The 22,797-nt window shown below is 68.7% G+C and carries 25 protein-coding genes; 11 read left to right on the forward strand and 14 right to left on the reverse strand.

The genetic code is table 11. The features are described 5' to 3' along the window. Window positions 1-24 precede the first annotated feature (24 nt). The gene (locus E5843_RS00290) at window positions 25-426 is read right to left on the reverse strand and encodes a hypothetical protein (RefSeq protein ID WP_141065534.1); all 402 of its coding nucleotides are present in this window, start codon (window positions 424-426) and stop codon (window positions 25-27) included. Between the two features lie 40 nt (window positions 427-466). Beyond that, window positions 467-1,018 (reverse strand): DUF6630 family protein, encoded by a 552-nt coding sequence (locus E5843_RS00295; RefSeq protein WP_136411470.1) that lies wholly within the window; start codon window positions 1,016-1,018, stop codon window positions 467-469. Window positions 1,019-1,248: 230 nt separating this feature from the next. On the opposite strand from E5843_RS00295, the gene E5843_RS00300 reads away from it, so the two are divergent. From E5843_RS00300 to E5843_RS00335, 8 genes are all read left to right on the forward strand, one after another. After that, window positions 1,249-1,467, forward strand: coding sequence for a polyprenyl synthetase (locus tag E5843_RS00300; protein WP_134675358.1), 219 nt, complete (start codon window positions 1,249-1,251; stop codon window positions 1,465-1,467). Window positions 1,468-1,673: 206 nt separating this feature from the next. Next, window positions 1,674-1,955, forward strand: coding sequence for a type II toxin-antitoxin system RelE/ParE family toxin (locus E5843_RS00305; protein ID WP_141066112.1), 282 nt, complete (start codon window positions 1,674-1,676; stop codon window positions 1,953-1,955). An 18-nt stretch (window positions 1,956-1,973) separates the two neighbouring features. Further along, window positions 1,974-2,264 (forward strand): HigA family addiction module antitoxin, encoded by a 291-nt coding sequence (locus E5843_RS00310; RefSeq protein WP_134675356.1) that lies wholly within the window; start codon window positions 1,974-1,976, stop codon window positions 2,262-2,264. A 33-nt stretch (window positions 2,265-2,297) separates the two neighbouring features. Continuing rightward, a complete protein-coding gene (locus tag E5843_RS00315) occupies window positions 2,298-3,209 on the forward strand; it encodes a restriction endonuclease (protein ID WP_136411471.1) in 912 nt (303 codons plus the stop codon). 235 nt (window positions 3,210-3,444) lie between these two features. Continuing rightward, window positions 3,445-4,662 (forward strand): RtcB family protein, encoded by a 1,218-nt coding sequence (locus E5843_RS00320; RefSeq protein ID WP_136411472.1) that lies wholly within the window; start codon window positions 3,445-3,447, stop codon window positions 4,660-4,662. Window positions 4,663-4,820: 158 nt separating this feature from the next. Continuing rightward, a complete protein-coding gene (locus E5843_RS00325) occupies window positions 4,821-5,831 on the forward strand; it encodes a zinc-dependent alcohol dehydrogenase family protein (RefSeq protein WP_136411473.1) in 1,011 nt (336 codons plus the stop codon). Window positions 5,832-5,895: 64 nt separating this feature from the next. Continuing rightward, the gene (locus E5843_RS00330; RefSeq protein ID WP_244240801.1) at window positions 5,896-6,468 is read left to right on the forward strand and encodes a YdeI/OmpD-associated family protein; all 573 of its coding nucleotides are present in this window, start codon (window positions 5,896-5,898) and stop codon (window positions 6,466-6,468) included. A 104-nt stretch (window positions 6,469-6,572) separates the two neighbouring features. After that, a complete protein-coding gene (locus E5843_RS00335; RefSeq protein WP_141065535.1) occupies window positions 6,573-6,896 on the forward strand; it encodes a hypothetical protein in 324 nt (107 codons plus the stop codon). Between the two features lie 36 nt (window positions 6,897-6,932). Here E5843_RS00335 and E5843_RS00340 read toward each other — a convergent pair whose 3' ends face one another. The 7 genes from E5843_RS00340 to E5843_RS00370 all read right to left on the reverse strand — a co-directional run bounded on the left by E5843_RS00340 (window position 6,933) and on the right by E5843_RS00370 (window position 12,951). Further along, window positions 6,933-7,409, reverse strand: coding sequence for a hypothetical protein (locus E5843_RS00340; protein ID WP_136411475.1), 477 nt, complete (start codon window positions 7,407-7,409; stop codon window positions 6,933-6,935). 2 nt (window positions 7,410-7,411) lie between these two features. Further along, a complete protein-coding gene (locus E5843_RS00345; RefSeq protein WP_136411476.1) occupies window positions 7,412-7,990 on the reverse strand; it encodes a hypothetical protein in 579 nt (192 codons plus the stop codon). Further along, the gene (locus E5843_RS00350) at window positions 7,987-8,505 is read right to left on the reverse strand and encodes a PAAR domain-containing protein (RefSeq protein ID WP_141065536.1); all 519 of its coding nucleotides are present in this window, start codon (window positions 8,503-8,505) and stop codon (window positions 7,987-7,989) included. Before E5843_RS00350 ends, E5843_RS00345 begins: the two co-directional genes overlap by 4 nt. 134 nt (window positions 8,506-8,639) lie before the next feature. After that, entirely contained in the window at window positions 8,640-9,500 is an 861-nt protein-coding gene (locus E5843_RS00355; protein WP_141065537.1) for a type II toxin-antitoxin system RelE/ParE family toxin, read from the reverse strand. Window positions 9,501-9,718: 218 nt separating this feature from the next. Then, window positions 9,719-11,872 carry a peptidyl-dipeptidase Dcp gene (dcp, locus tag E5843_RS00360; RefSeq protein ID WP_136411479.1) on the reverse strand — a complete coding sequence of 718 codons (2,154 nt, stop codon included), beginning with the start codon at window positions 11,870-11,872 and terminating at the stop codon, window positions 9,719-9,721. Window positions 11,873-12,152: 280 nt separating this feature from the next. Then, a complete protein-coding gene (locus E5843_RS00365; protein ID WP_134675351.1) occupies window positions 12,153-12,380 on the reverse strand; it encodes a DUF378 domain-containing protein in 228 nt (75 codons plus the stop codon). A 37-nt stretch (window positions 12,381-12,417) separates the two neighbouring features. Next, window positions 12,418-12,951 carry a fasciclin domain-containing protein gene (locus tag E5843_RS00370; protein WP_136411480.1) on the reverse strand — a complete coding sequence of 178 codons (534 nt, stop codon included), beginning with the start codon at window positions 12,949-12,951 and terminating at the stop codon, window positions 12,418-12,420. 80 nt (window positions 12,952-13,031) lie between these two features. On the opposite strand from E5843_RS00370, the gene E5843_RS00375 reads away from it, so the two are divergent. Beyond that, complete coding sequence (locus E5843_RS00375; protein ID WP_136411481.1) at window positions 13,032-13,946, forward strand: MerR family transcriptional regulator; 915 nt, start codon at window positions 13,032-13,034, stop codon at window positions 13,944-13,946. A 250-nt stretch (window positions 13,947-14,196) separates the two neighbouring features. After that, window positions 14,197-14,625 (forward strand): hypothetical protein, encoded by a 429-nt coding sequence (locus E5843_RS00380; protein ID WP_136411482.1) that lies wholly within the window; start codon window positions 14,197-14,199, stop codon window positions 14,623-14,625. Window positions 14,626-14,753: 128 nt separating this feature from the next. On the opposite strand, the gene E5843_RS00385 is transcribed toward E5843_RS00380, so the two are convergent. The 3 genes from E5843_RS00385 to E5843_RS00395 all read right to left on the reverse strand — a co-directional run bounded on the left by E5843_RS00385 (window position 14,754) and on the right by E5843_RS00395 (window position 17,708). Continuing rightward, the gene (locus E5843_RS00385) at window positions 14,754-15,515 is read right to left on the reverse strand and encodes a porin family protein (protein WP_136411483.1); all 762 of its coding nucleotides are present in this window, start codon (window positions 15,513-15,515) and stop codon (window positions 14,754-14,756) included. A 425-nt stretch (window positions 15,516-15,940) separates the two neighbouring features. Further along, on the reverse strand, window positions 15,941-17,140 hold the full coding sequence (locus tag E5843_RS00390; RefSeq protein ID WP_136411484.1) for a glycosyltransferase: 1,200 nt from the start codon (window positions 17,138-17,140) through the stop codon (window positions 15,941-15,943). Window positions 17,141-17,216: 76 nt separating this feature from the next. Continuing rightward, the gene (locus tag E5843_RS00395; protein WP_134675345.1) at window positions 17,217-17,708 is read right to left on the reverse strand and encodes a DUF421 domain-containing protein; all 492 of its coding nucleotides are present in this window, start codon (window positions 17,706-17,708) and stop codon (window positions 17,217-17,219) included. A gap of 132 nt (window positions 17,709-17,840) precedes the next feature. On the opposite strand from E5843_RS00395, the gene E5843_RS00400 reads away from it, so the two are divergent. After that, window positions 17,841-21,272 (forward strand): amidohydrolase family protein, encoded by a 3,432-nt coding sequence (locus tag E5843_RS00400; RefSeq protein ID WP_244240802.1) that lies wholly within the window; start codon window positions 17,841-17,843, stop codon window positions 21,270-21,272. Between the two features lie 213 nt (window positions 21,273-21,485). On the opposite strand, the gene E5843_RS00405 is transcribed toward E5843_RS00400, so the two are convergent. Together E5843_RS00405 and E5843_RS00410 are read right to left on the reverse strand one after the other, a co-directional pair. Further along, window positions 21,486-21,977: a VOC family protein gene (locus E5843_RS00405; protein ID WP_136411487.1), complete on the reverse strand. Its 492-nt coding sequence runs from the start codon at window positions 21,975-21,977 to the stop codon at window positions 21,486-21,488. Next, window positions 21,974-22,777, reverse strand: coding sequence for a VOC family protein (locus tag E5843_RS00410; RefSeq protein ID WP_136411488.1), 804 nt, complete (start codon window positions 22,775-22,777; stop codon window positions 21,974-21,976). Before E5843_RS00410 ends, E5843_RS00405 begins: the two co-directional genes overlap by 4 nt. Between the last annotated feature and the right edge of the window lie 20 nt (window positions 22,778-22,797).

Here is a 22,797-nt window from a genome sequence, read left to right on the forward strand (position 1 = left end):
GTGCGGTCGCGGGCAGAGCCGGGCTCAGCGCGGCCGCGCTCGCGTCGCGCAGCGACGCCCGGCCACGCCGGCCCAGAACACGTAGCCATGGAGCACCGCGCCACTCAACGCCAAGAGCGTCCAGAACAGGTCGAGCGCCAGCACGACGTTCGCGGCGCCATCCAGGGGCGGCCAGCCGGAGCGCTGGAACCAGGCGCTTCCCGGGCCGAACAGCCGGTGCGCGGCCTGGTCGGTCGATAACGAATCCCAGTCGCCAGACCGGAACACGCCGGCGAAACCCCAGGCGATGCGGGTCGCCGCGCCCACGGCCAGCGCGCCGCCGATCCACAGCAACGCCTCGCCGACCCAGCGCTTACGCAACCACAGCTGCAGCGCGCCGAGCCACCAGGCCAGCGCGATCAGCAGCAGGAGGAACAGCAGCCCCATCAGCCGGGCCCGTCATCGAGGCCTCGGCCGCACGGCGGAATCACACGCCGGCCCGCCGGGCATCGATCCCCAGCGCCGGCGCGATCACCCGCACCGCCTCGTCATCAGCCGCCAGCGTCATCCAACCCGCCACCGCATCGGTCCCGGTCTCCCAGGTCCACAACGTGTAGCCATCGAGCCGCAGCTGGTCGTGTGCAGTCACCAGCAGTTCGGTCGCTGACACGCTCCCGAGGAAAGCATCGTCAGTCGGATCCTCGACACCCCAGTCGATCGCCAGGTTGAATCGCGCGGCCAGCTCGTTGATGCAATCGATCAGCGCGCCGGTCTCACTCTCGTCGAGATGGAACCCCGACTTCCAGTCGATCACATCCTTCAGCAGCCATGGCACGTCGACGTCACCGGCATCGCCACCACCCAGTGCATCCTGGAACGCCTCGAACTGCCGCATCGCGGCATCCTCGTCGCCGGGATTGATCACCAGCAGCAGTTGCCAGACCAGCGCCTCGGCGCCGGCCGCGTCCTCGCTCTCCGCGCCCTCGGCCTCCTGCGCGTAGTTGTCGTCGGGATCGAAATCGTCGTCGGGTAGGGTCATCGCGGGCGCGCCATGGGCATGGGCGCGACAGTGTGCCGCATGTCGCGTGGTGGCCACGGGGGCGAACGCCAGCCGCCATCGAAGTTCCAACGCGTCGCTGCGGCCGCGCAGCCCGGTGCGGGTCGGCACCAGGCGCGTAGCGCGCCTTGAAACGTACCCGTCGGCCGGGGAGCGGCTTCCCGCGTGGCGCGTGCGCCACAATGCACGGCCCCGCACGATCAGGACGTCGCATGGACGTTGAAGCTCTCCTCCGCGCAGCCCTTCGCGAAGCCGGCTACGGCCCCGACGCGATCGGCTCGGCGCTTCCCCGCATCATGCGCATCCTGCAGGCGGAGGACGTACGCATCGAAGCCGGTCGCGCCCTCTCGCGCAAGGAGCGCGAGTACGTGCGCGTGCAGCTCGAGATGGGCGTCGACGTGTCCGAGATCGTGGCAGGCCTCAAGCGCTGAAAGCCAGGCCTGCCATCTGGTCGGGTGTTGACCGGCGACTGGTCTGACCCCCGGACCGGCGAGCTTGAATGCTCTCCGGAGCCCTGCCGTCAGCCCGGGGCAATGCCCTATTCCCAGACACCACGGCCGATCGCAGCACGTACGCCGCCATGTCGGCAGGGCGTAACGGATTGCGTCATATAACGGCATCCGTTATGATCACCGCCGTGATACGGAGTTTCGCCGACAGGGAAGCGGAGAAGATCTGGCGCGGCGAACGCTCGCGCAGGTTGCCTATGGATATCCAGCAGACTGCCCGGCGCAAGCTGCGCATGCTCAATGCCGCCGCGGTGCTCGACGACCTGCGTATCCCCCCGGCGAACCGGCTTGAAGCGCTCAAGGGCGAGCGCAAGGGCCAGCACAGCATCCGGATCAACGATCAATGGCGCATCTGCTTCAGATGGACGGAAGGCGGGGCCAGCGACGTCCAGATCGTCGATTACCACTAGTCCGAAGAGGATCGGCCCATGGCTGCCTTGTCCAATGTCCACCCAGGCGAAGTGCTGCAGGAAGAGTTCCTGATGCCGCTGGGTATCAGCCAGAATGCGCTGGCCCGCGCCATGGCCGTGCCTCCGCGTCGTATCAACGAGATCGTGCTGGGCAAGCGCGGCGTTACCGCCGACACCGCCGTGCGCCTGGCTGCGGCCCTGGGCACCAGCGAGCGCTTCTGGCTCGGTCTGCAGGCTGACTACGATCTGGAAGAAGCGCGCCGCGCGCTGGGCAGCCTGCCCGGCAGGATCAAGCGACTGGCAGCGTAATCGGCCAGCCGAGCACTCCGATGCCTCTGCATCATGTTGTATCGCCACGTCCCGGGCAGTGCGCAGGAGGTCGTGCATGCGACCTCCTTGGAAACGTATAGATCCAGGTTCGAATCGGAAACGATTCACTGCGTGCATTGCGGTGAGAGCGCGTACGGCTATTACGATCTGGACGACTGGCCATACGGCCTCACGGACTTCGAGCTGGCCTACAAGGAGGTGGCCGAACACACGTTTGAAGTCCACGGCCTGGACGCGGACCATCCGCACGTACGTCTGCGCGGCGACGTCTGCGAGCGTCAGGCATCCTTGCATATCTGCCAGATGTGCGGTTGGTGGGCGGCGGTCGACAGCGCGGTCCTTCCTGCCGTCGGAAGCCAGCTCTGGCTCCTTAACCTGGTTGCGCCCGCCGTCCTGATGGAACTGGACGTGGGTGACCTGTCGGCACCGCTGGGCGAAGTGCGCAACTTCCTGCGTCGGCGCTACGACGCCAGGCACCATATCGCGCCGCGGCTGTTCGAGCGGGTTGTTGCCAGCGTCTTCAGGGACAGCGGATACGAGGCGGAAGCGACCGCCTACTCGAACGATGGCGGGATCGACATAGTGCTGTGCGATCGCGCAGGCCGGCATGCCGGCGTACAAGTAAAGCGTTGGGGTCGCGCCGTCGAGGTCGAGCAGATTCGAGCGTTCCTCGGTGCATTGATGCTGGGCGGCTACGCGCGGGGCGTGTTCGTATCCACGAGTGGGTTCCAGCGCGGGGCGGCACGCGCCGCGACGGCGTGTCGTCCGTGGGCGTCCATAGAGCTTGTCGATGCGCAACGCTTCTTCGATATGTTGGGTATCGCCCAGCTACAGACCGGGATCGACCCTGAGAAGTGCGGCTTCTACGCAGCGGGCAAGCCGCCCGTACTCCTGCACTCTGCGTTTCATTTGAATTCGATCTAGGCCTGCTCTCTTTGGGTTGGAACGAAGCACCGCGACAGACGCCGCCTCTACGCCACGCAGCCGAGACTCCGGTGCTGAGGCATTTCGAGGCGCTGGCGCTTGGCGAAGCTGGCGGGTAGATCGTCAGGCCGACCGTGTTCGGCGGCCCGGATGGCGACGCCGTCAGCTGGTCAGGTGACGTAGATACCTCGTGCAGCACGGGCGCAGTTACAGAACTTCCTAGCGAATCAACGGGATGGACACTTCGAACCACCAATGGCTGCATCACGAGGGCGAGACCCCCATCAAGGGCTGGGTGCGCGGCGTGCCGCTTGAAGACCAGGCGCGCGCGCAGCTGCGCAACATCGCGAGCCTGCCTTTTGTCGGGCCGTGGGTGGCGGTGATGCCGGACGTGCATCTCGGCATCGGCGCCACGGTGGGCTCGGTGGTGCCGACGCAGGGCGCGATCATTCCGGCCGCGGTCGGCGTCGACATCGGCTGCGGCATGGCGGCGGTGCGCACCACGCTCAACGCGCGGGACCTGCCCGATTCGCTGGCGCGGCTGCGCTCGGCGATCGAGCGGGCGATCCCGGTCGGCAACGGCCCGCATGGCGAGCACCGCACGACGCCCGACAGCATCGAAACGGCGCTGGGCGGGTCCGGACTGTGGCAGCGGCTGCAGCGCATCAAGGCGAGGCACCCGAAAATCCGTCTCGACAAGGTGGACAAACAACTCGGCACGCTCGGCGGTGGCAACCACTTCATCGAGGTCTGCCTGGACGAGAGCGAGGCGGTGTGGGTGATGCTGCATTCGGGTTCGCGCGGCACCGGCAACCTGATCGGCAGCTACTTCATCCAGCGTGCGCGCGAGGAGCTCGGCAAGCGCGTGCTCGGCTACCACGTGCCCGACAAGGACCTGGCGTTCTTCATGGAAGGCGAGCCGCTGTTCGACGACTACGTCGAGGCGGTGGGCTGGGCGCAGGACTACGCGCGCGCCAATCGCGAGGCGCTGATGCAGCGCGTGCTGCACGCCATGCGCGCGGAATTGCCGAAGTTCAGATTGCAGGCGATGGCGGTCAACTGTCACCACAACTACGTGCAGAAGGAAACGCACGGCGGGCAGGAGATGTTCGTTACCCGCAAGGGCGCCGTGCGCGCCGGCAAGGACGAGTTCGGCATCATCCCCGGCAGCATGGGCGCGAAGAGCTTCATCGTGCGCGGGCTGGGCAATGGCGACAGCTTCGAGAGCTGCAGCCACGGCGCCGGCCGGGTGATGAGCCGCACCGCGGCGCGCAACAGCATCACGCTGAAGCAGCACCGCGAGGCCACCGCTCACGTCGAATGCCGCAAGGACCAGGCGGTGATCGACGAGTCGCCGGCGGCCTACAAGGACATCGACGCGGTGATGGCGGCGCAGGCGGACCTGGTGGAAGTGGTGCACACCTTGCGACAGGTGGTGTGCGTCAAGGGCTAGGCGGAAAGCATCGGGCCGTCCTGGCCCAGGCACTGCGGTGGAGCGGCTCGGCGGCCCGGCACACCGTCGTTTTCGAGGCCTTACATCCGGGCAGGCATGCTGGGCGCCAGACACGTACCGCGCCCGTTGTGCGGCGCACGCCCAAAGGAGTTCCCCGCATGACCATCAGGACCCTCCACATCCCCGCCGGTGGCGGCTTCGAGCATGTGACCGTCGGCAGCACGCAACCGGTCGAACCGCGCCCGGGCGAGATCACCGTGCGCCTGCGCGCGAGCTCGCTGAACTTCCACGATTACATGGTGGTGAAGGGCGTCACCGGGCCGACCGAGCAGCGCATTCCGATGTCCGACGGTGCCGGCGAGGTCATCGCGGTGGGCGATGGCGTCAGCGGGTTCGACGTCGGCGACCACGTGGTCAGCACGTTCTTCCCGGACTGGCTCGACGGCGAGCCGCAGGTGGAAGGCTTCGCCCGTACCCCGGGTGACGGCATCGATGGCTATGCGCGCGAGCAGGTGAGCGCGCCGGCCACGTCATTCACCCGCGCGCCGCGCGGCTGGAGCCACGCCGAGGCCGCGACGCTCACCACCGCAGGGCTGACCGCGTGGCGGGCGCTGATGGACGACGGCGCGCTCAAGCCCGGTGAGGTGGTGCTGGTGCAGGGCACCGGCGGGGTGTCGATCTTCGCGCTGCAGTTCGCGAAGCTGGCCGGTGCGCGGGTGATCGCGACCTCGTCGAGCGATGCCAAGCTCGAGCGCCTGCGCGAACTGGGCGCCGACGAGGTGATCAACTACCGCGAGGATCCGGACTGGGGCCTTACCGCACGGCGAATGACCGGCGGCAACGGCGTCGACCACGTGCTCGACGTCGGCGGCCCGGCGACGTTGGCGCAATCCATGCTGGCCTCGCGCGTGGGCGGGCACGTGGCGCTGATCGGCGTGCTCACCGGTGTCGACGGCCAGCTGCCGCTGGGCCTGGCGCTGGGGCGGCAGCTGCGCCTGCAGGCACTGGTGGTCGGCAGCCGCCGCCAGCAGCAGGACATGGTGCGCGCGCTGGAAGCCGGCACGCTGCGGCCGGTGATCGACCGGCACTTTGCGCTGGATGATCTGGTGGCGGCGTTCCGGCATCAGGAAAGCGGCAGCCACTTCGGCAAGATCGTCCTCGACATCTGAGTCACCGCACCGATCCGGAAGTCGGGGTCGGGGTCACGAGGTCCGGCTAGTTCGCACAGCGCCCATGGCGGTACGCTGCGGCATGGCCAACCGCACGCCGACCCGGGTCCGATTCGATGCACGCCTGCAGCGGCCTGCGCAGCCGGCGGATGCCGACTGGGCCTTCCTCGTCCTGCCCGCGGCGGCCAGCGCGAAGCTGCCGACGCGCAGCCAGGTGACCGTGGACGGCACGCTCGCGGGGACGCCGTTCCAGGCCACGCTGGAGCCGGACGGGCAGGGCAGCCACTGGCTCAGGGTCGGTCACGAATTGCTCGCCGCCGCCGATGTGCGGACCGGTGACACCGTGACCCTGGAGATCGCGCCAGTAACGGAGGAACCGGAACCCGAAGTGCCGCCGGACCTCCAGGCCGCGCTCGCCGCGAACACCGCCGCCAAGGCCACCTGGGACGACGTCACACCTGTCGCCCGCCGCGACTGGATCCAGTGGGTGACCTCCGGCAAGAAGGCCGAGACGCGCGCGAAGCGCATCGCCACCGCCTGCGACAAGCTGGCCTCGGGCCAGCGCCGTGCCTGCTGCTTCGACCGCTCCGGCATGTACAGCCGCGGCAACCTCGGCCCGCCGGAAGCGGCGGAGTGATTCACCTGCATTTCGTTCTGATCCGTCGGCAGTGCCAGTCTTCGGGTGTGAATTTCGATCGGCCGAAACCGGTCTGACCTGCTCGCGCAGCAATGGGAGGAACCATGAGAGCTGTTGCTTTGATTCTTCTGCTCTCCATCACCGGATGCTCGAGTCATCAGGGTCCGCCGGAGGCTCTTCCGGATGACGTGAAACGGTTTATCGAACGACGGGACAACTGCGATTATTTCCGCGGCGAGCTTCCCGATCCCCGCGATACCGTGCGGATGACCGAGGTGATCTCCGGCATTGGCCGGTTCTGTACAGGGACGGATCGATCGCTCGCCGCCTTGAAGCGCAAGTACTCGGGGCGCAGCGAAATCGCTGACAGGCTCTCGAAGTACGACGAGATACTAGAGACGACCAAGGAGGCCAGTGGAGGATTCTGAGACGCGCGATCACCTGTGCGCCGGCCCATCCGATCATCAGTGATAGGCGTACGTGATTGTGACCAGCGTGCCCAGGGTTAGACGCACTACCTCGACCTCGATTGAAACATCCTCGGGCGTCAGGATCCGAGCGATCAAGCCGGTCGCGGTGTCTTCAGCCACGAAGCTCGACTGCGCCAACGCCTGGGCCAACAACGCGTGGACGTCGTCGGGGAAGACCAGCCGTGAGAGCTCTTCCGCAACATGTTGCCATCGCGGGTGCGAATCCTGGGGTCGTTCTGGAAACAGCCATAGCACAGCCGACATCCCGGAGTGCAGGCACCCCATTGCAGCAACCCGTAGCAAGCGCCCGTCTTTCAGCAGTACCGAAGCCCGGCCGCGATCTTGGTCGATGGTCGTCGCGATAACGTCCCTGCTCTGCTGCAGCCTCTCGATCGGCAGCGAAGGCGGCTGCATGGTGCAGGTATCGGCCCCGCCTATGGCGAGTCCCGCCGCGATGAGAACGCTGAGCATCGTCAGATCTCCAGGTGGTACGCGGGGTCGCGCGGGGGTTGGAGGAAATGTCGCACGGCATTGTGGGCCTGAACCGCTGCCACGAATCGGGCCCGGGCACCAGCCGGTATCGAGCTAGGAGCGACATCGAACACGCAGATGCCATCCTGTGCGATGTGCCGGGAGACGTTCTCGGGACCGACCTCGCGAATACGGGCCGCCATGGCCGCGCGTATCCCGTGTTCGTCAAGACCTGCGCGAGCGCCTTCCTCGTAGGCGCTGACAACGGCCTGACCGGGAGCACGGTAGAGCGAGCGAACGGCGGCCGCACCTTGTCGCCGGATGTTTCCGTACATGATGCGAGCCTGATCTTCCACGGCGCGCGCGGTGCTTGTGATGGTCACCGAGCGGATGCAGGCGTTCGAGCAGATCTGGCGGAGAGCCGAGAGTGCTTCATCTGTCATCGCTTCACGTCGTGCATTGGGACCGTACTTGATCCGGACCTGCTCTGGGGCTGGGCACGATACGACCACATGCCGAGGAGACGTGTCGGATGCCGGTGTCAGCTTGCTCGCTTCGCTATGCACCATGTTCGGATTCATGCCAGCACCTCGATCACCGCATCCAGCGCAGTGGCACCCGTGACTCGCACAGTGGACCCGCGTTCGTCAGACACGCCCCCGATCGAACGGCCGTCCGAGAGCTTGATGCGATAAGGCGTGTTGGGCAGGGGCTGACCGGATGCGCTGTTGCACAGCACGAAGGTGCGGTCGAATGCCATGGATGCCAACGAGGCGGATGCGGCTCGCGGGCCTGCTGCGCATGAGCGCGAGGAATCTCTGTCGCTCTGTGGATTCTGCTCGACGAAGGCGTGCACCTGGGACGAAATCAGCATCGCTCCGCAAGCTGCTCTGTCGCCATGTCTGGCGATTGGCTGACCGTCCACGATCAGTGTGGAATCACCGGATACGATTGCGGTGGGGCCATGGCGGCTACACACCACGCGGTCTCCAACGCGCGCCACGGGCCTGCCGTCGATATCGGTAAAAGGCGATCCCGATACGACGCTACCTCCATGGTCCAGCGCATCACCCACACAAACAATGGGCTTCGCCATTCGAGCGCTCCTTGCTCGTCCTGTGTGCTGCGAGCGTAGCAGCGTCCAGCGGTCTGACGTGATGTCTTAGCTGACCCGAGGGATCCAGAGAGCATCCGTGACTGCCGCCACACTCCAGTCGGGGGTACCAGCACTCACCGATACGCCCCCGGCCCGCGCCACAGCATTTCGCCGCGCCGGTAGACGCCGTGCATGGTGATGACCTCGCGGGCGTCGCCGATGCTGGCGAGTTCGGGGTCGTCGGGTTCGAGCAGGCGGCAGGGGCCGGATTCGCGGCGCAGCGCGGTTTCCAGCGGGCAGACCATGCGCTGGCGGGTGCCGGGAAGGGGGAAGAAGACCTCGGTCATGCCGGCGTCGCGCCAGGCGCGCAGGCGGGTTTCGCTGCGCAGGTCGTAGATCACCTGGTAGCCGCCGGCCTCCATGCTGGGGCCGCTGGAGGAATCGCGGCCGCGGCCACGGCCTGCCGTGATGTTGCGCCCGGTGCCGGCGTTCACCGGCGAGGTCGCCTGCGGCAGCATGCCCGGCGGTTGGCCCCAGGTGCGCGTGCGCTGCGCGGTGGGCGGGCTGGTGGCGGCGCCGGCGACCGGCGCGGGTGATGGCGGTGGCGGATGCGGGACAGGTGGCTGCGGAAGCAGCTCGGTAATCGCCGGGGTCTGCGCGTCGGATTCCTGCGGACGCGCCTCGTCGGCGCGGATGACCTCGGTGGTGCGCACGCGCGAGGGCGCGGCCCGGGTCGGCGTGCGTGGGCGCGGGGGCGGCGGGCTGGCGTGTGGTGCCTGCACCGGTTGCGGCGGGGTGAGGCCGACGAAATCGACCACCATCGGGCTGCCGGCCTCGGCGCCCTGCGGGTCGTTGGGCGTCATCGGCGTGGTGGACAGCAGCAGCCACGCAAGCCACAGGTGCAGCAGCACGCTGACCAGCACCGCGGTCGCGCGCTGCACGCCTTCGATGCGGGGTGCGTGGCCGGAAGCGGTCCGCGTCGACGCCTTGCTCATGCGGCCGGGGTGGCGTCGGGATTGCGGACCTTCATGCAGTGGGAAGCGTGCGTTCGACGGAGCCGCATCCTACCGCGCGCGATGGCGCTTTCCGTACGTGCACGCCGCCGCGTGATGCAGCCACCCGTGTGCAGCGCGCGGTCGGTACTCCGGCATACCCCACCACGACGAAGGCCCGCTTGCCCGGGCCTCCGGTGTGGCGACACTGCGGCGTGCGCTTACTTCAGCCCGCGGTGCTCCAGCAGCGGCTCCACGCTCGGATCCTTGCCGCGGAACTCGCGATACGCCTGGGCAAGATCGCGCGAGTGGCCGATCGACAGCACCTTGTCGCGGAAGACCTGCCCGTTCTCGCGGGTCAGCCCGCCGTTCTCGCGGAACCACTGGAAGGCGTCGTGGTCGAGCACCTCGGCACCGAAGTAGGCGTAGTAGCCCGCCGCGTAGCCGCCGCCCCAGATGTGGCTGAAGTAGTTGGTGCGGTAGCGCGGCGGCACCGCGGCCATGTCGACCTTGTAGCGCGCCAGCGCCTCGCGTTCGAACGTGTCCACGTCCTTCTGCGCATCACCGGCGGGCAGCGTGTGCCAGGCCATGTCCAGCAGCGCCGCCGACAGGTACTCGGTGGTCGCGTAGCCCTGGTTGAAGGTGCGCGCACGCACGATCCTGTCCACCAGCTCCTGCGGCATCGGCTCGCCGGTCTGGTAGTGCTTGGCATAGTTCGCGAACACCTTCGGGTCCAGCGCCCAGTGCTCGTTGAACTGCGACGGGAACTCGACGAAGTCGCGAGGAACATTCGTGCCGGCCACGCTCGGATACGCCGTCTTCGAAAAGATGCCGTGCAGTGCATGGCCGAACTCGTGGAACAGGGTGGTGGTGTCGTCCCAGCTCAACAGCGCGGGCTGGCCTTCGACCGGCCTGGTGTAGTTCTCGACGTTGTAGATCACCGGGATGGTGCCGGTCAGGCCGTTCTGCTCGACGAAGTTGCCCATCCACGCGCCGCCCTGCTTGCTCTCGCGCTGGAACGGGTCGAGATAGAACAGCGCGAGCTGGGTGCCGTCGGCATCGAAGATGTCGAACACGCGCACGTCCGGATGGTAGACGGGCAGGTCGGTGCGCTCCTTCGCGGTGATGCCGTACAGCTGCCCGGCGGCGAAGAACACGCCGTCCTTGAGCACGCGGTCGAGCTCGAAGTAGGGCTTGATCTGCGCCTCGTCGAGGTCGTATTCGGCCTTGCGTACCTGCTCGGCGTAGTGGTCCCAGTCGGCGGCGCCGACCTGGAAACCGCCACCCTGTGCATCCACCACCGCCTGGATCTTGGCGAGCTCGGAGCGCGCGCGTGCGGTCGCCGCGGGCACCGTGTCGGTCAGCAGCTTGAGTGCGACCTCCGGCGTGCCGGCCATCTGGTCGGCGATGCTGTAGGCGGCGTAGTTCGGGTAGCCCAGCAGCTCGGCCTTGCGCGCGCGCAGTTCGGCCAGGCGCTGGATGGTGGCGCGGGTGTCGTTGTCGTCGCCCTTCTGCGCCCGCTCCAGCGATGCGGCCATCACCTGCTCGCGCAGTTCGCGGTTCGTCAGCGACGCCAGCACCGGCTGCTGGGTGGTGTTCTGCAGCACCAGCAGCCACTGGCCTTCGTGGCCGTCGGTCTTCGCGGCTTCGGCGGCAGCGGCGATGGTGGCTTCGTCGAGACCATCGAGCTTCGCCACGTCGTCCACCAGCACGCCGCCGGCCTTGGTCGCGGCCAGCAGCTTGTTGGAGAAGGCGGTGGTCAGCGAGGACTCCTCGCTGTTGAGCTTGCGCAGCTCGGCTTTCTGCGCCTCGTCGAGCTGCGCGCCGGCGCGCACGAAGTTGTCGTAGGTGTGCTCGAGCACCGTCGCCTGTTCGCCGGTGAGCCCAAGGCTGTCGCGCTGGTCGTACAGCGACTTCACCCGCGCGAACAGCGCCGGGTCGAGGTGGATGGCGTCCGAATGCTCGGCGAGCTTCGGTGCCAGCGCTTCCTCGGCGGCCTGCAGCGCGGGGTTGGTGTTGGCCGAGGTCATCGCGAAGAACACCGAAGCGCTGCGGGTCAGCAGCTCGCCGCTGCGCTCCAGTGCTTCGATGGTGTTGGCAAAAGACGGCGCTTCGGCGTTGTCGGCGATCGTGCGCACCTCGGCGAGGTGCTGGCGCATGCCTTCCTCGATCGCCGGCTGGTAGTGCGCATCCTGGATGCGGTCGAACGGTGGCGCCTGGAACGCCAGCGTGCTGGCGACGAGCAGCGGGTTCTCGCCCTGCGCGGGCGTGGTCTGTTGGGCAGCGTTGGTGGGCATCGGGGACTCGGTGGCGGAGCGGTCGCAGGCCGACAGGGCCAGCGCAATCGCGGAAGACAGCAACAGCGTGCGCAACATGGATGTGCTCCGGGCAGGAAGATTGCAAGGGTGCCGGCGCGCGGCCGGCCGCATAGCGTGCGCCTGTGCGCGGCGCCGGCATAGGGTGCCGGACGGCATGGTCGCGGATACCGCCGGGGGCGCCAGCGCAGGGCCCGAGCCGGCAAACCGTGACGCGCACAGCACGAAGCCGCCATCAGGCGGCTTCGCAGTGGGTAGGTGCCAGCCCTGCGGGGGAGCAGACCGCAGGGCTGGCGGTTGACCGCCGGCCGGCACGGAGGCGCCGGTCGACGGGTGGGGCTCAGCGGCGCGCCTGGGCGTGCACTTCGCCGGTGCTGCCTGCGCGCATCAGCGGCATGATCTGCCACAGCGCCGACAGGCCGACCAGGGTGTAGACCACCCGGGCGAGCAGGGCGTCCTGGCCGCCGAAGATCGCGGCTACGAGATCGAACTGGGCCACGCCGACCAGGCCCCAGTTGATGCCACCGATGATCACCAGCGCCAGCGTCACGAGATTGAGCGTTTTCATGGGGGTGTCTCCGTATGCGGTTGGGAAGACGCCGCGCTCAGCGCGGCATCAGCACCTTGTCGATGACGTGGATGACGCCGTTGCTGGCCATCACGTCGGCGGTGACGACATTGGCGTTGCCGACCATCACCTTGCCGGCGTTGGCGCGGATCCCGACGGGGGCGCCGTTGACGGTGGTGGCGGAATCCATCGTGGCGACGCGTGCGGCCGGCACCCGGCCCTGCACCACGTGGTAGGTCAGCAATGCGACCAGCTGGTCCTTGTTCTCGGGCTTGAGCAGGTTGTCCACGGTGCCCGCCGGCAACGCGGCAAAGGCGGCATCGGTCGGTGCGAACACGGTGAACGGACCTGCGCCCTTCAGCGTGTCGACAAGGCCGGCTGCAGTGAGGGCGGCAGCGAGGGTCTTGAACTGGCCGGCGGCCACGGCGGTGTCGACGATGTCGGCCGAGGCGCGCGTGGCCGGTGCGGCGGTGGCGGTCGACGGCTGGGCGGCGAACGCCAACGGTGCGGAAAGGCCCAGCGCGAGGGCGAGGGCAAGCGAGCGGACGGGGGATCGGGTGATGCGGTTCATGGGAAAGCTCCTGTGGGATGACAGGTGCAGCTTCCGCCCCGCGCCGTTAATCGGCTGTCCAATACAAGATTGTACGAAACATGTACATTGCGACCATGTTTCCGGTCAAGGCCACTGCCGAACTCACCGGGCTCACCCCGGAGACGCTGCGCGCCTGGGAACGGCGCCATGCGGCCGTGGTGCCGCATCGCGACGAGGCCGGGCGGCGCCTGTATGACGCCGCGATGGTGGATCGCCTGTGCCACCTGCATCGGCTGACTGCCCGCGGCCATCCGATCCGCGACCTCGCCGCGCTCGATTCCGCGGCGCTGGAACGTCTTGCCGCGGAAAGCCGCGACACCGGCTACGGCGGGCTCGATGCGTTGCCCGGGCGCATGCTGGATGCGATCGCCGACTACCGCATCGACGAGTTCGACCGCGACCTGTCGGTGTCCATCGCGACGCTGCCGGTGACCGTGCTGGTGTCGCGCGTGGTGTCGCCGCTGCTGCGCGAAGTGGGAGTGCGCTGGGCGGACGGGCGGCTGGCGATCGCACAGGAACGCCTGGTCAGCAGCCTGCTGCGGGCGCGGCTGATGTCGGTGCTCACCCAGCACCCGGGGGCGGCGCGTCCGCGGGTGCTGTTCGCGACCCTGCCCGGCGAACCGCACGAGCTCGGCCTGCTCGGCGCGGCGCTGCATGCGCACGAGGCCGGCGCGTCGGTGCTGTACCTGGGCACCGGCCTGCCGGCGGAAGAGCTGGCCACGGTGGCGGGCCGCCTCGATGCGGCGGCGGTGGCGGTGAGCTCGATCGACCCCGGCCAGGCCATTCCTGCCGTGGCCGAACTGCGCGCGCTGGATGCCGCGCTCGCCGCCGAGGTGCCGGTGTGGCTCGGCGGCGCCAATGCGCGTTACCTCGCCGAGGCGGTGGGGTCGGTGCGGATGCAGGCGGTGGTCGATCCGGCAGCGTTGACCGGACTGATCCGGCGTCGTGCGGCGGCGAGGCGTCCTTCGCGATAGCGGCCATGGGTACGACGCCGCTCACGCAATGACGCAGCACGCGTAGGTGCCAGGTTGTCACCCCGGCGCAGGCAACGTGGGCCGTGTAGACCACGCATCCCGAGTGGCGGTGGAATCCACGCGACACGTCTTGGCGATGACGTGCATGTCCGGGCGGCCCGAGCGCTGACGGCGGGAGCTATGGAGGGCGTCCCTGTGTTCCGGCATGCCTGCATGCGAGGATGCCAACCTGTCCAGTCGACGCCGTTGCATGCGTAAAGACACTGCATCTCCATTGCGGTTCCAGCCGCGACTGGCGGCTACGGCTTTCCATCTTCTGTTGCTTGCCGCCGTGCTCGCCCTGTTCGCCGGCCGCAAGCCGGGCCTGTTTCGTTCCCGGGCCATCCTCGATCTGCTACCCGGTTTCTACAGCCATGTTTCCAACTTCGCGCTGTCGTACCTGTTCTTCACCGGCGTGGGCTTCGCGTGGCTGATGACCGGCGTGCGCGTGCATGCGTTGGTGCTGGCCGCGCTGGTGCTGTGCGGCGCCAATGTCGCCTACGAACTGCTGCTGCCGCTGTTGAACACCCGCGATCCCATGGATGCGGTCCATGGCGTGGCAGGCACGCTGCTCGGGCTGGCGTGGCTGCTGGTCCTGCGTCGTTTCGGGCTGCGGCGCGCACCCGATTCGGCCGCCTGAGCAAGGCACGCGCACGTCCGTCGGACAACACCGCGTTTGCAGGCATGACGGAAGAGCCACCCGCACCGCCTGCGACACGGCACGTGACCACCAGCCCGGGGACCCTCCGGGCTGGTGTGGAGCATGGATCAGAAGCGGACTTCAGCGCCCAGCATCAGCGTGTCGGCACGGTTGACGTCGTAGTCGTTCCAGTAGTTGTAGTTCTCGAAATACACGTGGTTGGTGTAGACCAGGCTCATGTTGAAATGGCGGCCGAAATCCGCGCCGACGCCGACGCCCACATAGGCGCCGTCGATGTCGGCGGACCACTGGTTGTCGATGCTTGCTTCCGCAGCCCAGTAGCCGGCGCGGACCAGCGCATACACGGGGTTGTTCCGGCCGAAGTTGAAGCGCGCATTGGCGCCGATGCTGGCGTAGTCGACCTCGTCGTAGCGGAACCAGGTGTCGCGTTTTTCCGCGAGCTGGCCGCGTGCCACTTCGATCCCGACCAGGGTGACCGCGCCGGCCTGCCAGCGGTAGCCGGCACTGAGCATGCGCGCGGTCTGCTCGACATCCGCGTACACCTCGCCCTTGCCGCCATGCACGCCGACGAAGAAGCCGCCGCGGTTGGCGTAGGGTGCCGGCCTGTCGGGCGTGGCGTATGTGGCCGGTGCGACGGGCGCGGCCTGTGCGGCAGTGGTGTCGACCACGGGCAGCGCGTCGGCGGTGCGGGTGGCGCCGGTCGTCGTGGCCGGCACGCGCTTGGCCGGATCCATTTCCTGCGGCTGGGCCTGCGGCTGCGGCGTCCAGGTCTGCAGCGGCTGGTTCTGTGCCTGCGCGGTGGTCGCCACGACCAGGCACGCACCGATGACGAGGGCGCCCATCGCGGGCCCCGGATTACTGTACTTCATGCTGTCCCCTGTTCCGTTGTGTCCACGCGTCGCGGATGCGGGCGTGTTGCACGGAGGGGCATCGCAACGTCGACGGCGCTGCCGTCTGCTGTCCATGCGCCGGGGCGTCGTGTGCGCCGGCCTCCACCTCCGTGTCGGCGCGCAGAGTGGAGAGCGCCCTGCGAAGTGTCAATACCGTCACATTTTTGGCGCGATCGCGGCTCCAGGCCGACGCACTCACCGTCACCCCCGCGAAGGCGGGGTCCATGGACGTCGAACGCAACGGTACGAAACGTCCATGGATGCCCGCCTGCGCGGGCATGACGGGTGGATGGCTGTGGGTGGCGGGCTCGCAGGACGGGAAATAGAGGTCCGCGGAGGCCGTCCCCATGTGTGCGAGGGATCAGCGCACACATGCCAGCCCACGCCGGGCATGACGGACCCGGCTAACGGTCGCCCGCGTAATGTTCGACCAGTGCCACGGCCGCCGCGGTGCCGTCCCCGTCGCGCATCCGCATGCCCAGTGCCGCTGCGCGCCGGCGGGCATCGGCGCCTCCGGCATGGTCGATGGCCGCTGCAAGCCGGGCGGCGGTGATGGTGCTGCCGCGCAGCGTGTGACGCATCACTCCGAGCGCACGCAGGCGGGTGTTCCAGAAGAACTGGTCGCCGGCGAACGGCACGATCACCGATGGAATGCCGGCGCGGCAGGCGGAGTGCGTGGTGCCGGAGCCGCCGTGGTGGATCGCCAGTGCGCAGCGCGGCAGCAGCCAGTCGTGCGGCACATGGCCGACCGGATGGAAGTTGGCCGGCAGGCTGTGCGCATCGATGCCGCTCCAGCCGGCGGAGAACAGCGCGCGTCGCGCGCCGATCGCGCCCACCACCGCACGCAGCAGGCGTGCGTTGTCGAAGCCGGCCATGCTGCCGAAGCCGACATAGACCGGTGGTTCGCCCGCATCGAGGAAGTCGACGAGTTCGCGCGGCGGCGTCCACGCCGGTGCCGGCGCGATCCATTGCCCGCACAGATGGGTGGTCGCCGGCCAGTCGTGCGGGCGCGGCAGCAACACCGGCGAGATGCCGTAGAGCATCGGATGGTCGGTCCGCAGCGCCCACTGCGGCGGCAGGCCCACGTGCCGGCGTGCGCGGTTGGTGGCGGGGCGGAACAGCCGCCAGCTGGCATGGCCGAACAGCCAGTGGCTGGCGCGGTTGAACGCGCGTGGCGCCGGCCCCGGGACGAATGGCGATGCGAATGCGGCGGTGGGCGTGATCGGGATCAGCATCGCGCCGATCGCCGGCACCTGCAGTGCGTCGGCTGCCGCCTGGCCGACGAAGGCGGCCAGCCCCGACACGACCACCGCGTCGCAGCCGCGCCCGGCGGCGATCGCCTGCTGCAGCCAGTCCTGCGTGTGCGCGATCGTCAGGCGTGCGAGGTTGGAGGTGATGCGGCGCATCGCGCCCTCGGCGGCAATGGTGGCGCGGATGTCGCCGGCCAGCGCCGTGCAGGGCACGCCGAGCGCTTGCGCAGTGCCGAGCGTGGCGGCATCGGCGAGCAGGTGCACATCGTGTCCGCCGCGCATCAGTGCATGGCCCAGTGCCGCCAGCGGACGGGTATCGCCTTCGGTGCCGCAGGTGATGATCAGCAGGCGCATGCGTCGTCAGCCGGCCTGGGCCATCGCCCGGGACAAGGCGGCGGCACAGACGCGGCGCAGTGGCAACGGCAAACGGCTACGACCTGGTGACGAAAGTGATCTGCCCCTCGCTTTCCACGTAGGCGCATTTGACCTTGGCGATGTCGTCGATGTCGTTCTGGCGCAGATGGCTCTGCAGTTCGTCCTCGGTGACGAACTCGCGGCGCATGTTGCGGCGCTGGATGTGGCCGTCGATCACGATCGGGATCGGCGGCGAGGACACCAGCCGCTCCAGCCACTTCACCCGGTAGCTGAGCGCATTGACCAGGAAGTTGAGCAGCATCACGGTGACGATGAGCAGCAGCCCGTCGCCGAGCGAGGAGTAGTCGCCGAGTGCGTGCGCCGCCGCTTCGGTCATCAGCAGGATCAGCACCAGGTCCATCGTCGCCAGCTCGCCGCCGGTGCGCCGCGGCATGATCCGCAGCAGGAACAGGATGCCGAAATAGAGCACGCCGGCGCGCGCCAGCAGCTCCAGCAGCGGCATCTCGGGGGTCCAGATGCCGGCCCAGTCGTCGGGGAAGAAGTCCATGCCGCGGATGCTGTGCCGCGCGTTGCGTCGGCTGCGTGAAGCCGGCACGCCATGGGCACCGGGACTTTTGTCCCACGCATGCGGCCACCGCGGCCGCTATGGTCGACGGTTTGCCCCAGCCGGACCCGCCGCATGACCCGAAACGTCCTCGCCCTCGCGCTTGCCTGCGCGCTCGCCTCTGCTCCGGTGCTCGCGCAACAGCCGCAGCCCACGCCCGCGCCGGAGGCGCAGGCCGATGACCGCGACGACCGCCGCGACCCCAACGTCGAACTCGAGCAGGACGCGCTCGACGCCGCCGGCATGGACCACGCCGAGGCGCCGCTCGACAGTGCGCGCGGCCTGCGCGACGACGCGGAAGCGGAGGACGCGAAGCCGTGGAACGTCGACAGCGTGCAGGGCGCGGCGAAGACGGTGCGCTTCGAGACCGACGAAGGCACCTGGATGGATGTCGATGTCTCGCCCGACGGCCGCGAGCTGGTGTTCTCGCTGCTCGGAGACCTCTACCGCATGCCGGTCGCCGGCGGCAGCGCCACCCGCATCACCACCGGCCGCGCCTGGGACATCCAGCCGCGCTGGTCGCCCGACGGCGGGCGCATCGCGTTCACCTCCGACCGCAGCGGCGGCAACAACATCTGGACGATCGCCGCCGACGGCAGCGACCCGCGCCAGGTCAGCAACGAGACCTTCCGCCTGCTCAACAACCCGGCGTGGACGCCGGACGGGCAGTACCTGGTCGCGCGCAAGCACTTCACCGCGACGCGCTCGCTCGGTGCCGGCGAGTTGTGGCTGTTCCACGCCGCCGGCACCAGCACCGGCATGCAGCTCGTCGAGAAGCCCAACGAGCAGCAGGACATCGGCGAACCCGCGGTCTCGCCCGACGGCCACTACGTCTACTACTCGCAGGACGTCAGCCCCGGCCCGACGTTCGAATACAACCGCGATCCGCACGGGGTGATCTACGCGATCAAGCGCTTCGACCGCCACACCGGCAAGACCGAGAACGTGGTGGCGACGCCGGGCGGCGCGGTGCGCCCGCAGGTGTCGCCGGACGGCAGGACACTCGCCTTCGTCAAGCGCGTGCGCGATGCCAGCGTGCTGCACCGGCTCGACCTCGCCAGCGGCGAAGTGCGCCCAGTGTGGGACGGCCTCAGCCACGACCAGCAGGAGGCGTGGTCGATCTTCGGCCCGTATTCCGGCTTCGACTGGACGCCGGATTCGAAGCACGTGGCGATCTGGGCGCAGGGCGGGCTGTGGCGCGTCGACATGGCCAGCGGCGAAGCGGCGAAGATCCCGTTCACCGCACAGGTCGAACAGGTGGTGGCGGAGCCGCTGCGCTTCGCGCAGTCGCTGCCGGAAGGCAGCTTTGCGCCGCGGATGATCCGCGACGTCGCCACCTCCGCCGATGGCGGCACGCTGGTGTTCCATGCACTCGGCCAGCTGTGGCGGAAATCGCTCCCCGGCGGCACCCCGCAACAGCTGACCGGCAGCCGCGACGTGTACGAATACCAGCCGAGCTTCAGTGCCGACGGCCGCCAGCTGCTCTACACGACATGGTCCGACGCGGCACTCGGCGCGATCCACGTGCGCAGCGCCAGCGGGACCGGCAGCGGGCGCACGCTCACCCGCGAGCGCGGCTTCTACTACCACCCGCGCTTCTCGCCGGATGGCCGCCACGTGGTCTACGCGCGCAGCGGTGGCGGCGGGCTCACCGGCAGCCTGTGGTCGGGCGACCGCGGCATCTACGTGGTGCCGGTGGCCGGTGGTGCGCCGGTGCGCGTGGCCGAAACCGGCCAGGCCCCGCAGTTCAACCATGACGGCAGCCGCGTGCTCTACCTCACCGGTGGCGGCATGGAGAAGAAGCTGATGTCGGTCGGCCTGCACGGCGAGGATCCGCGCGAGGTGTTCGACCTCAAGTACGTCGATTCGGTGCAGATCAGCCCGGACGGCAAGTGGGTGGCGTTCACCGAACTGTTCAACGCCTACGTGGCGCCGATGCCGGAGACCGGTCGGGTGATCGCGCTGGATCGGCAGACGAAGGCTCTGCCGGTGCGCCAGGTCAGCGCCGATGTCGGCAGCTACCTGCACTGGGCGGCGGACTCGCACTCGTTGCACTGGATGGTCGGCGACCGTTACCACTCGCGCCGGCTCGACGAGACCTTCGCCTTCCTGCCGGGCGCGCCGCAGGAGATCGCCACGCCTGCACCGGGTGGCGGCATCCCGGTGGGCCTGGAGGCGCCGGTGCAGGCTCCGCGCGAGGTGGTGGCGTTCACCAATGCGCGCATCGTCACCATGCGCAATGCGGAAGAGCAACAGGAGGTGATCGAGAACGGCACGATCGTCCTCGACGGCAACACCATCCGCGCGGTCGGCGCGACCGGTGCGGTGCAGGTGCCGGCCGGTGCGCGGGTGATCGACGCCAGCGGCAAGACGATCATGCCCGGCATCATCGACGTGCACGCGCATGCCTCGCACTTCGGCCAGGGCGTGGTGCCGCAGCAGAACTGGGCGTACTACACCAACCTCGCCTTCGGCGTGACCACGCTGCACGATCCGTCGGCCACCACCGAGTTCGTGTTCTCGCAGGCGGAGCTGGTGCAGGCCGGGCGCATGGTGGGCCCGCGCATCTTCTCCACCGGCACGATCCTGTACGGCGCCGATGGCGGCTACAAGGCGGAGATCGATTCGCTCGATGACGCGCGCAGCCATCTGCGCCGCATGCAGGCACACGGCGCGTTCTCGGTGAAGAGCTACAACCAGCCGCGCCGCGACCAGCGCCAGCAGGTCAACCAGGCCGCGCGCGAGCTCGGCATGCTGGTGGTGGAGGAGGGCGGTTCCACCTTCCACCACAACATGACGATGATCCTCGACGGTGCCACCGGCATCGAGCACAACCTGCCGGTCGCACCGCTCTACAAGGACGTGGTCAACCTGTGGAAGGAAACCGACGTGCGCAACACGCCGACGCTGGTGGTGAGCTACGGCGGGCTGTCGGGCGAGTACTGGTTCTACGCGCGCGACAACGTGTGGGAGGACGCCAAGCTCAACCGCTTCTTCCCGCGCGAGACGCTGGACGCACGTGCGATCCGCCGCGAGATCGCGCCGGACTGGGACTACCACCACATCGAAGTGGCGAAGGCGCTCAAGGGCCTGCGCGATGCCGGGGTCAAGGTGCAGGTCGGCGGCCACGGCCAGCTGCAGGGCCTGGCCACCCACTGGGAGATCTGGATGTTGCCGCAGGGTGGCTTCAGCAACTTCGAGGCATTGCGCGCGGCGACCATCGACGGCGCCGACTACATCGGCTTCGGCTCGCAACTGGGCTCCCTGGAAGTCGGCAAGCGTGCCGACCTGGTGGTGCTCGACGGCAACCCGCTGGAGAACATCCGCCACACCGCGGATACCCGCTACGTGATGGTCGACGGCCGCCTGTTCGACGTCGCCGCCGACATGGCCGAGATCGGCAACCAGGCGGTGCCTGCACCGACGTTCTACTGGCAGCAACACCGCCAGGGCCAGACCTTCGGCGAAGCCTTCGGCCCGACCGCGGTCTGCCACGGCGTGCATTGAGCAAGCGTGCCCTCACCCGCCCCTTCGGGGCACCCTCTCCCGCAGGCGGGAGAGGGGTGTTGCAGAGACAGCGACTGCTCCCAGTCCCGTTTCGAAAGAAGGCCACCCGCCAGCAACCGCGGTCCCCCCTCTCCCGCCCGCGGGAGAGGGGCAGGGGTGAGGGCAACGCGCGTCGAGCCGGTCGCGATCCGGCTCGGCTGGAACGGTTCCCTCTCAGTGGCTCGCGTTGCCCGCGCGTGCCGCCTCGATGGTGGCGATGTCGATCTTCCGCATCGTCATCATCGCCTCCATCGCACGCCGGGCCGCGTTGCGGTCCGGGTCGGCCATCGCCTCCATCAGCGCGCGTGGAGTGATCTGCCACGAGAAGCCCCAGCGGTCCCGGCACCAGCCGCACTCGCTGGCCTCGCCGCCGTTGCCGATGATTGCGTCCCAGTAGCGGTCGGTCTGCGCCTGGTCGTCGGTCAGCACCTGGAAGCTCACCGCCTCGTTCGGCCTGAAGTGCGGCCCGCCGTTGAGACCGAGGAAGCGCCGGCCGAGCACGGTGAAGCCGACGGTGAGTTCGTCGCCTTCCTGGCCGTCCGGGTAGTCGGCGGGCGCGGCAAGGACGCTGTCGACATGGCTGTCGGGAAATACCGAGGCGTAGAACTCCGCGGCGGTGCGCGCCTGGCGCTGGTCGAACCACAGGCAGGGAACGAGTTCGGTCATGACGGATCCTCCGTGTGTGCGATGCGCGGGCCGACCAGGCCGAACCGCGCGCCCTGTGGATCGCGGGCAACCAGCGAATACTGGCCGCCGGGAATTTCCATCGGTTCCTGCAGCGCATCGCCGCCCGCGGCGAGCAGCCGGTCGCGCGCGCGGTCGATGTCGGCGACGTGGAAATAGAACAGCCAGCCGCGGTCGCTGCCCGGCACCGGGCCCATCACCGCACCGAAACAGTGGCCGGCCGCGTGCAGGAAGCGGTATTCACCGAGGTCGCCCATCGGCACGCCGCCTTCCTGGCGCCAGCCAAGACGGCCGGCATAGAAGCCGATCGCAGCGTCGGGATCGGGCGTGGTGAGTTCGCACCAGACCACATGGCCGAGCGCGTTGTCGTCGGCGGCGCCCATGCACTGCCTGAGCACGGTGCTGGTCTCGTCGCTGGCACCGCGCATGACATGGAGCGCGACGCCCTGCGGGTCGGTGACCATCGCCATGCGCCCGACGCCATCCAGCGTGGTCGGCGGCATGTGGATGGCACCGCCGGCGTCGGCGAAGGCGCGCGCGCTGGTATCGACATCGTCCACCGCGACGTAGCCCAGCCAGACCGGCCCGGTGTCCATGTCCGCCGGCATCCGCATCAGTCCGCCCACCTGCTCGCCGGCGGCATGCAGCAGGCGGTAGTCGATGCCCGGCATGCCGCTGGGCCGGGCGGTCCAGCCGAGCACTTCGCCATAGAAGGTCTGTGCGGCATCGGGATCGCTGGTCAGCAGTTCGAACCAGATCCATTCGCCGTGCGTATTGGCCATCGGTGCTTCCTCCTCGAGGG

The organism is Luteimonas yindakuii (genome assembly GCF_004803715.2).
In the GTDB taxonomy this organism is placed as follows: Bacteria; Pseudomonadota; Gammaproteobacteria; order Xanthomonadales; family Xanthomonadaceae; genus Luteimonas; species Luteimonas yindakuii.

Coding starts and splice junctions, on each gene's coding strand:
- E5843_RS00290 (WP_141065534.1), bottom strand. CDS start 426: ATGGGGCTGCTGTTCCTCCTGCTGCTGATCGCGCTGGCCTGGTGGCTC.
- E5843_RS00295 (WP_136411470.1), bottom strand. CDS start 1,018: ATGACCCTACCCGACGACGATTTCGATCCCGACGACAACTACGCGCAG.
- E5843_RS00300 (WP_134675358.1), top strand. CDS start 1,249: ATGGACGTTGAAGCTCTCCTCCGCGCAGCCCTTCGCGAAGCCGGCTAC.
- E5843_RS00310 (WP_134675356.1), top strand. CDS start 1,974: ATGGCTGCCTTGTCCAATGTCCACCCAGGCGAAGTGCTGCAGGAAGAG.
- E5843_RS00315 (WP_136411471.1), top strand. CDS start 2,298: ATGTTGTATCGCCACGTCCCGGGCAGTGCGCAGGAGGTCGTGCATGCG.
- E5843_RS00320 (WP_136411472.1), top strand. CDS start 3,445: ATGGACACTTCGAACCACCAATGGCTGCATCACGAGGGCGAGACCCCC.
- E5843_RS00325 (WP_136411473.1), top strand. CDS start 4,821: ATGACCATCAGGACCCTCCACATCCCCGCCGGTGGCGGCTTCGAGCAT.
- E5843_RS00330 (WP_244240801.1), top strand. CDS start 5,896: ATGGCGGTACGCTGCGGCATGGCCAACCGCACGCCGACCCGGGTCCGA.
- E5843_RS00335 (WP_141065535.1), top strand. CDS start 6,573: ATGAGAGCTGTTGCTTTGATTCTTCTGCTCTCCATCACCGGATGCTCG.
- E5843_RS00340 (WP_136411475.1), bottom strand. CDS start 7,409: ATGCTCAGCGTTCTCATCGCGGCGGGACTCGCCATAGGCGGGGCCGAT.
- E5843_RS00345 (WP_136411476.1), bottom strand. CDS start 7,990: ATGAATCCGAACATGGTGCATAGCGAAGCGAGCAAGCTGACACCGGCA.
- E5843_RS00350 (WP_141065536.1), bottom strand. CDS start 8,505: ATGGCGAAGCCCATTGTTTGTGTGGGTGATGCGCTGGACCATGGAGGT.
- E5843_RS00355 (WP_141065537.1), bottom strand. CDS start 9,500: ATGAGCAAGGCGTCGACGCGGACCGCTTCCGGCCACGCACCCCGCATC.
- dcp (WP_136411479.1), bottom strand. CDS start 11,872: ATGTTGCGCACGCTGTTGCTGTCTTCCGCGATTGCGCTGGCCCTGTCG.
- E5843_RS00365 (WP_134675351.1), bottom strand. CDS start 12,380: ATGAAAACGCTCAATCTCGTGACGCTGGCGCTGGTGATCATCGGTGGC.
- E5843_RS00370 (WP_136411480.1), bottom strand. CDS start 12,951: ATGAACCGCATCACCCGATCCCCCGTCCGCTCGCTTGCCCTCGCCCTC.
- E5843_RS00375 (WP_136411481.1), top strand. CDS start 13,032: ATGTACATTGCGACCATGTTTCCGGTCAAGGCCACTGCCGAACTCACC.
- E5843_RS00380 (WP_136411482.1), top strand. CDS start 14,197: ATGCGTAAAGACACTGCATCTCCATTGCGGTTCCAGCCGCGACTGGCG.
- E5843_RS00385 (WP_136411483.1), bottom strand. CDS start 15,515: ATGAAGTACAGTAATCCGGGGCCCGCGATGGGCGCCCTCGTCATCGGT.
- E5843_RS00390 (WP_136411484.1), bottom strand. CDS start 17,140: ATGCGCCTGCTGATCATCACCTGCGGCACCGAAGGCGATACCCGTCCG.
- E5843_RS00395 (WP_134675345.1), bottom strand. CDS start 17,708: ATGGACTTCTTCCCCGACGACTGGGCCGGCATCTGGACCCCCGAGATG.
- E5843_RS00400 (WP_244240802.1), top strand. CDS start 17,841: ATGACCCGAAACGTCCTCGCCCTCGCGCTTGCCTGCGCGCTCGCCTCT.
- E5843_RS00405 (WP_136411487.1), bottom strand. CDS start 21,977: ATGACCGAACTCGTTCCCTGCCTGTGGTTCGACCAGCGCCAGGCGCGC.
- E5843_RS00410 (WP_136411488.1), bottom strand. CDS start 22,777: ATGGCCAATACGCACGGCGAATGGATCTGGTTCGAACTGCTGACCAGC.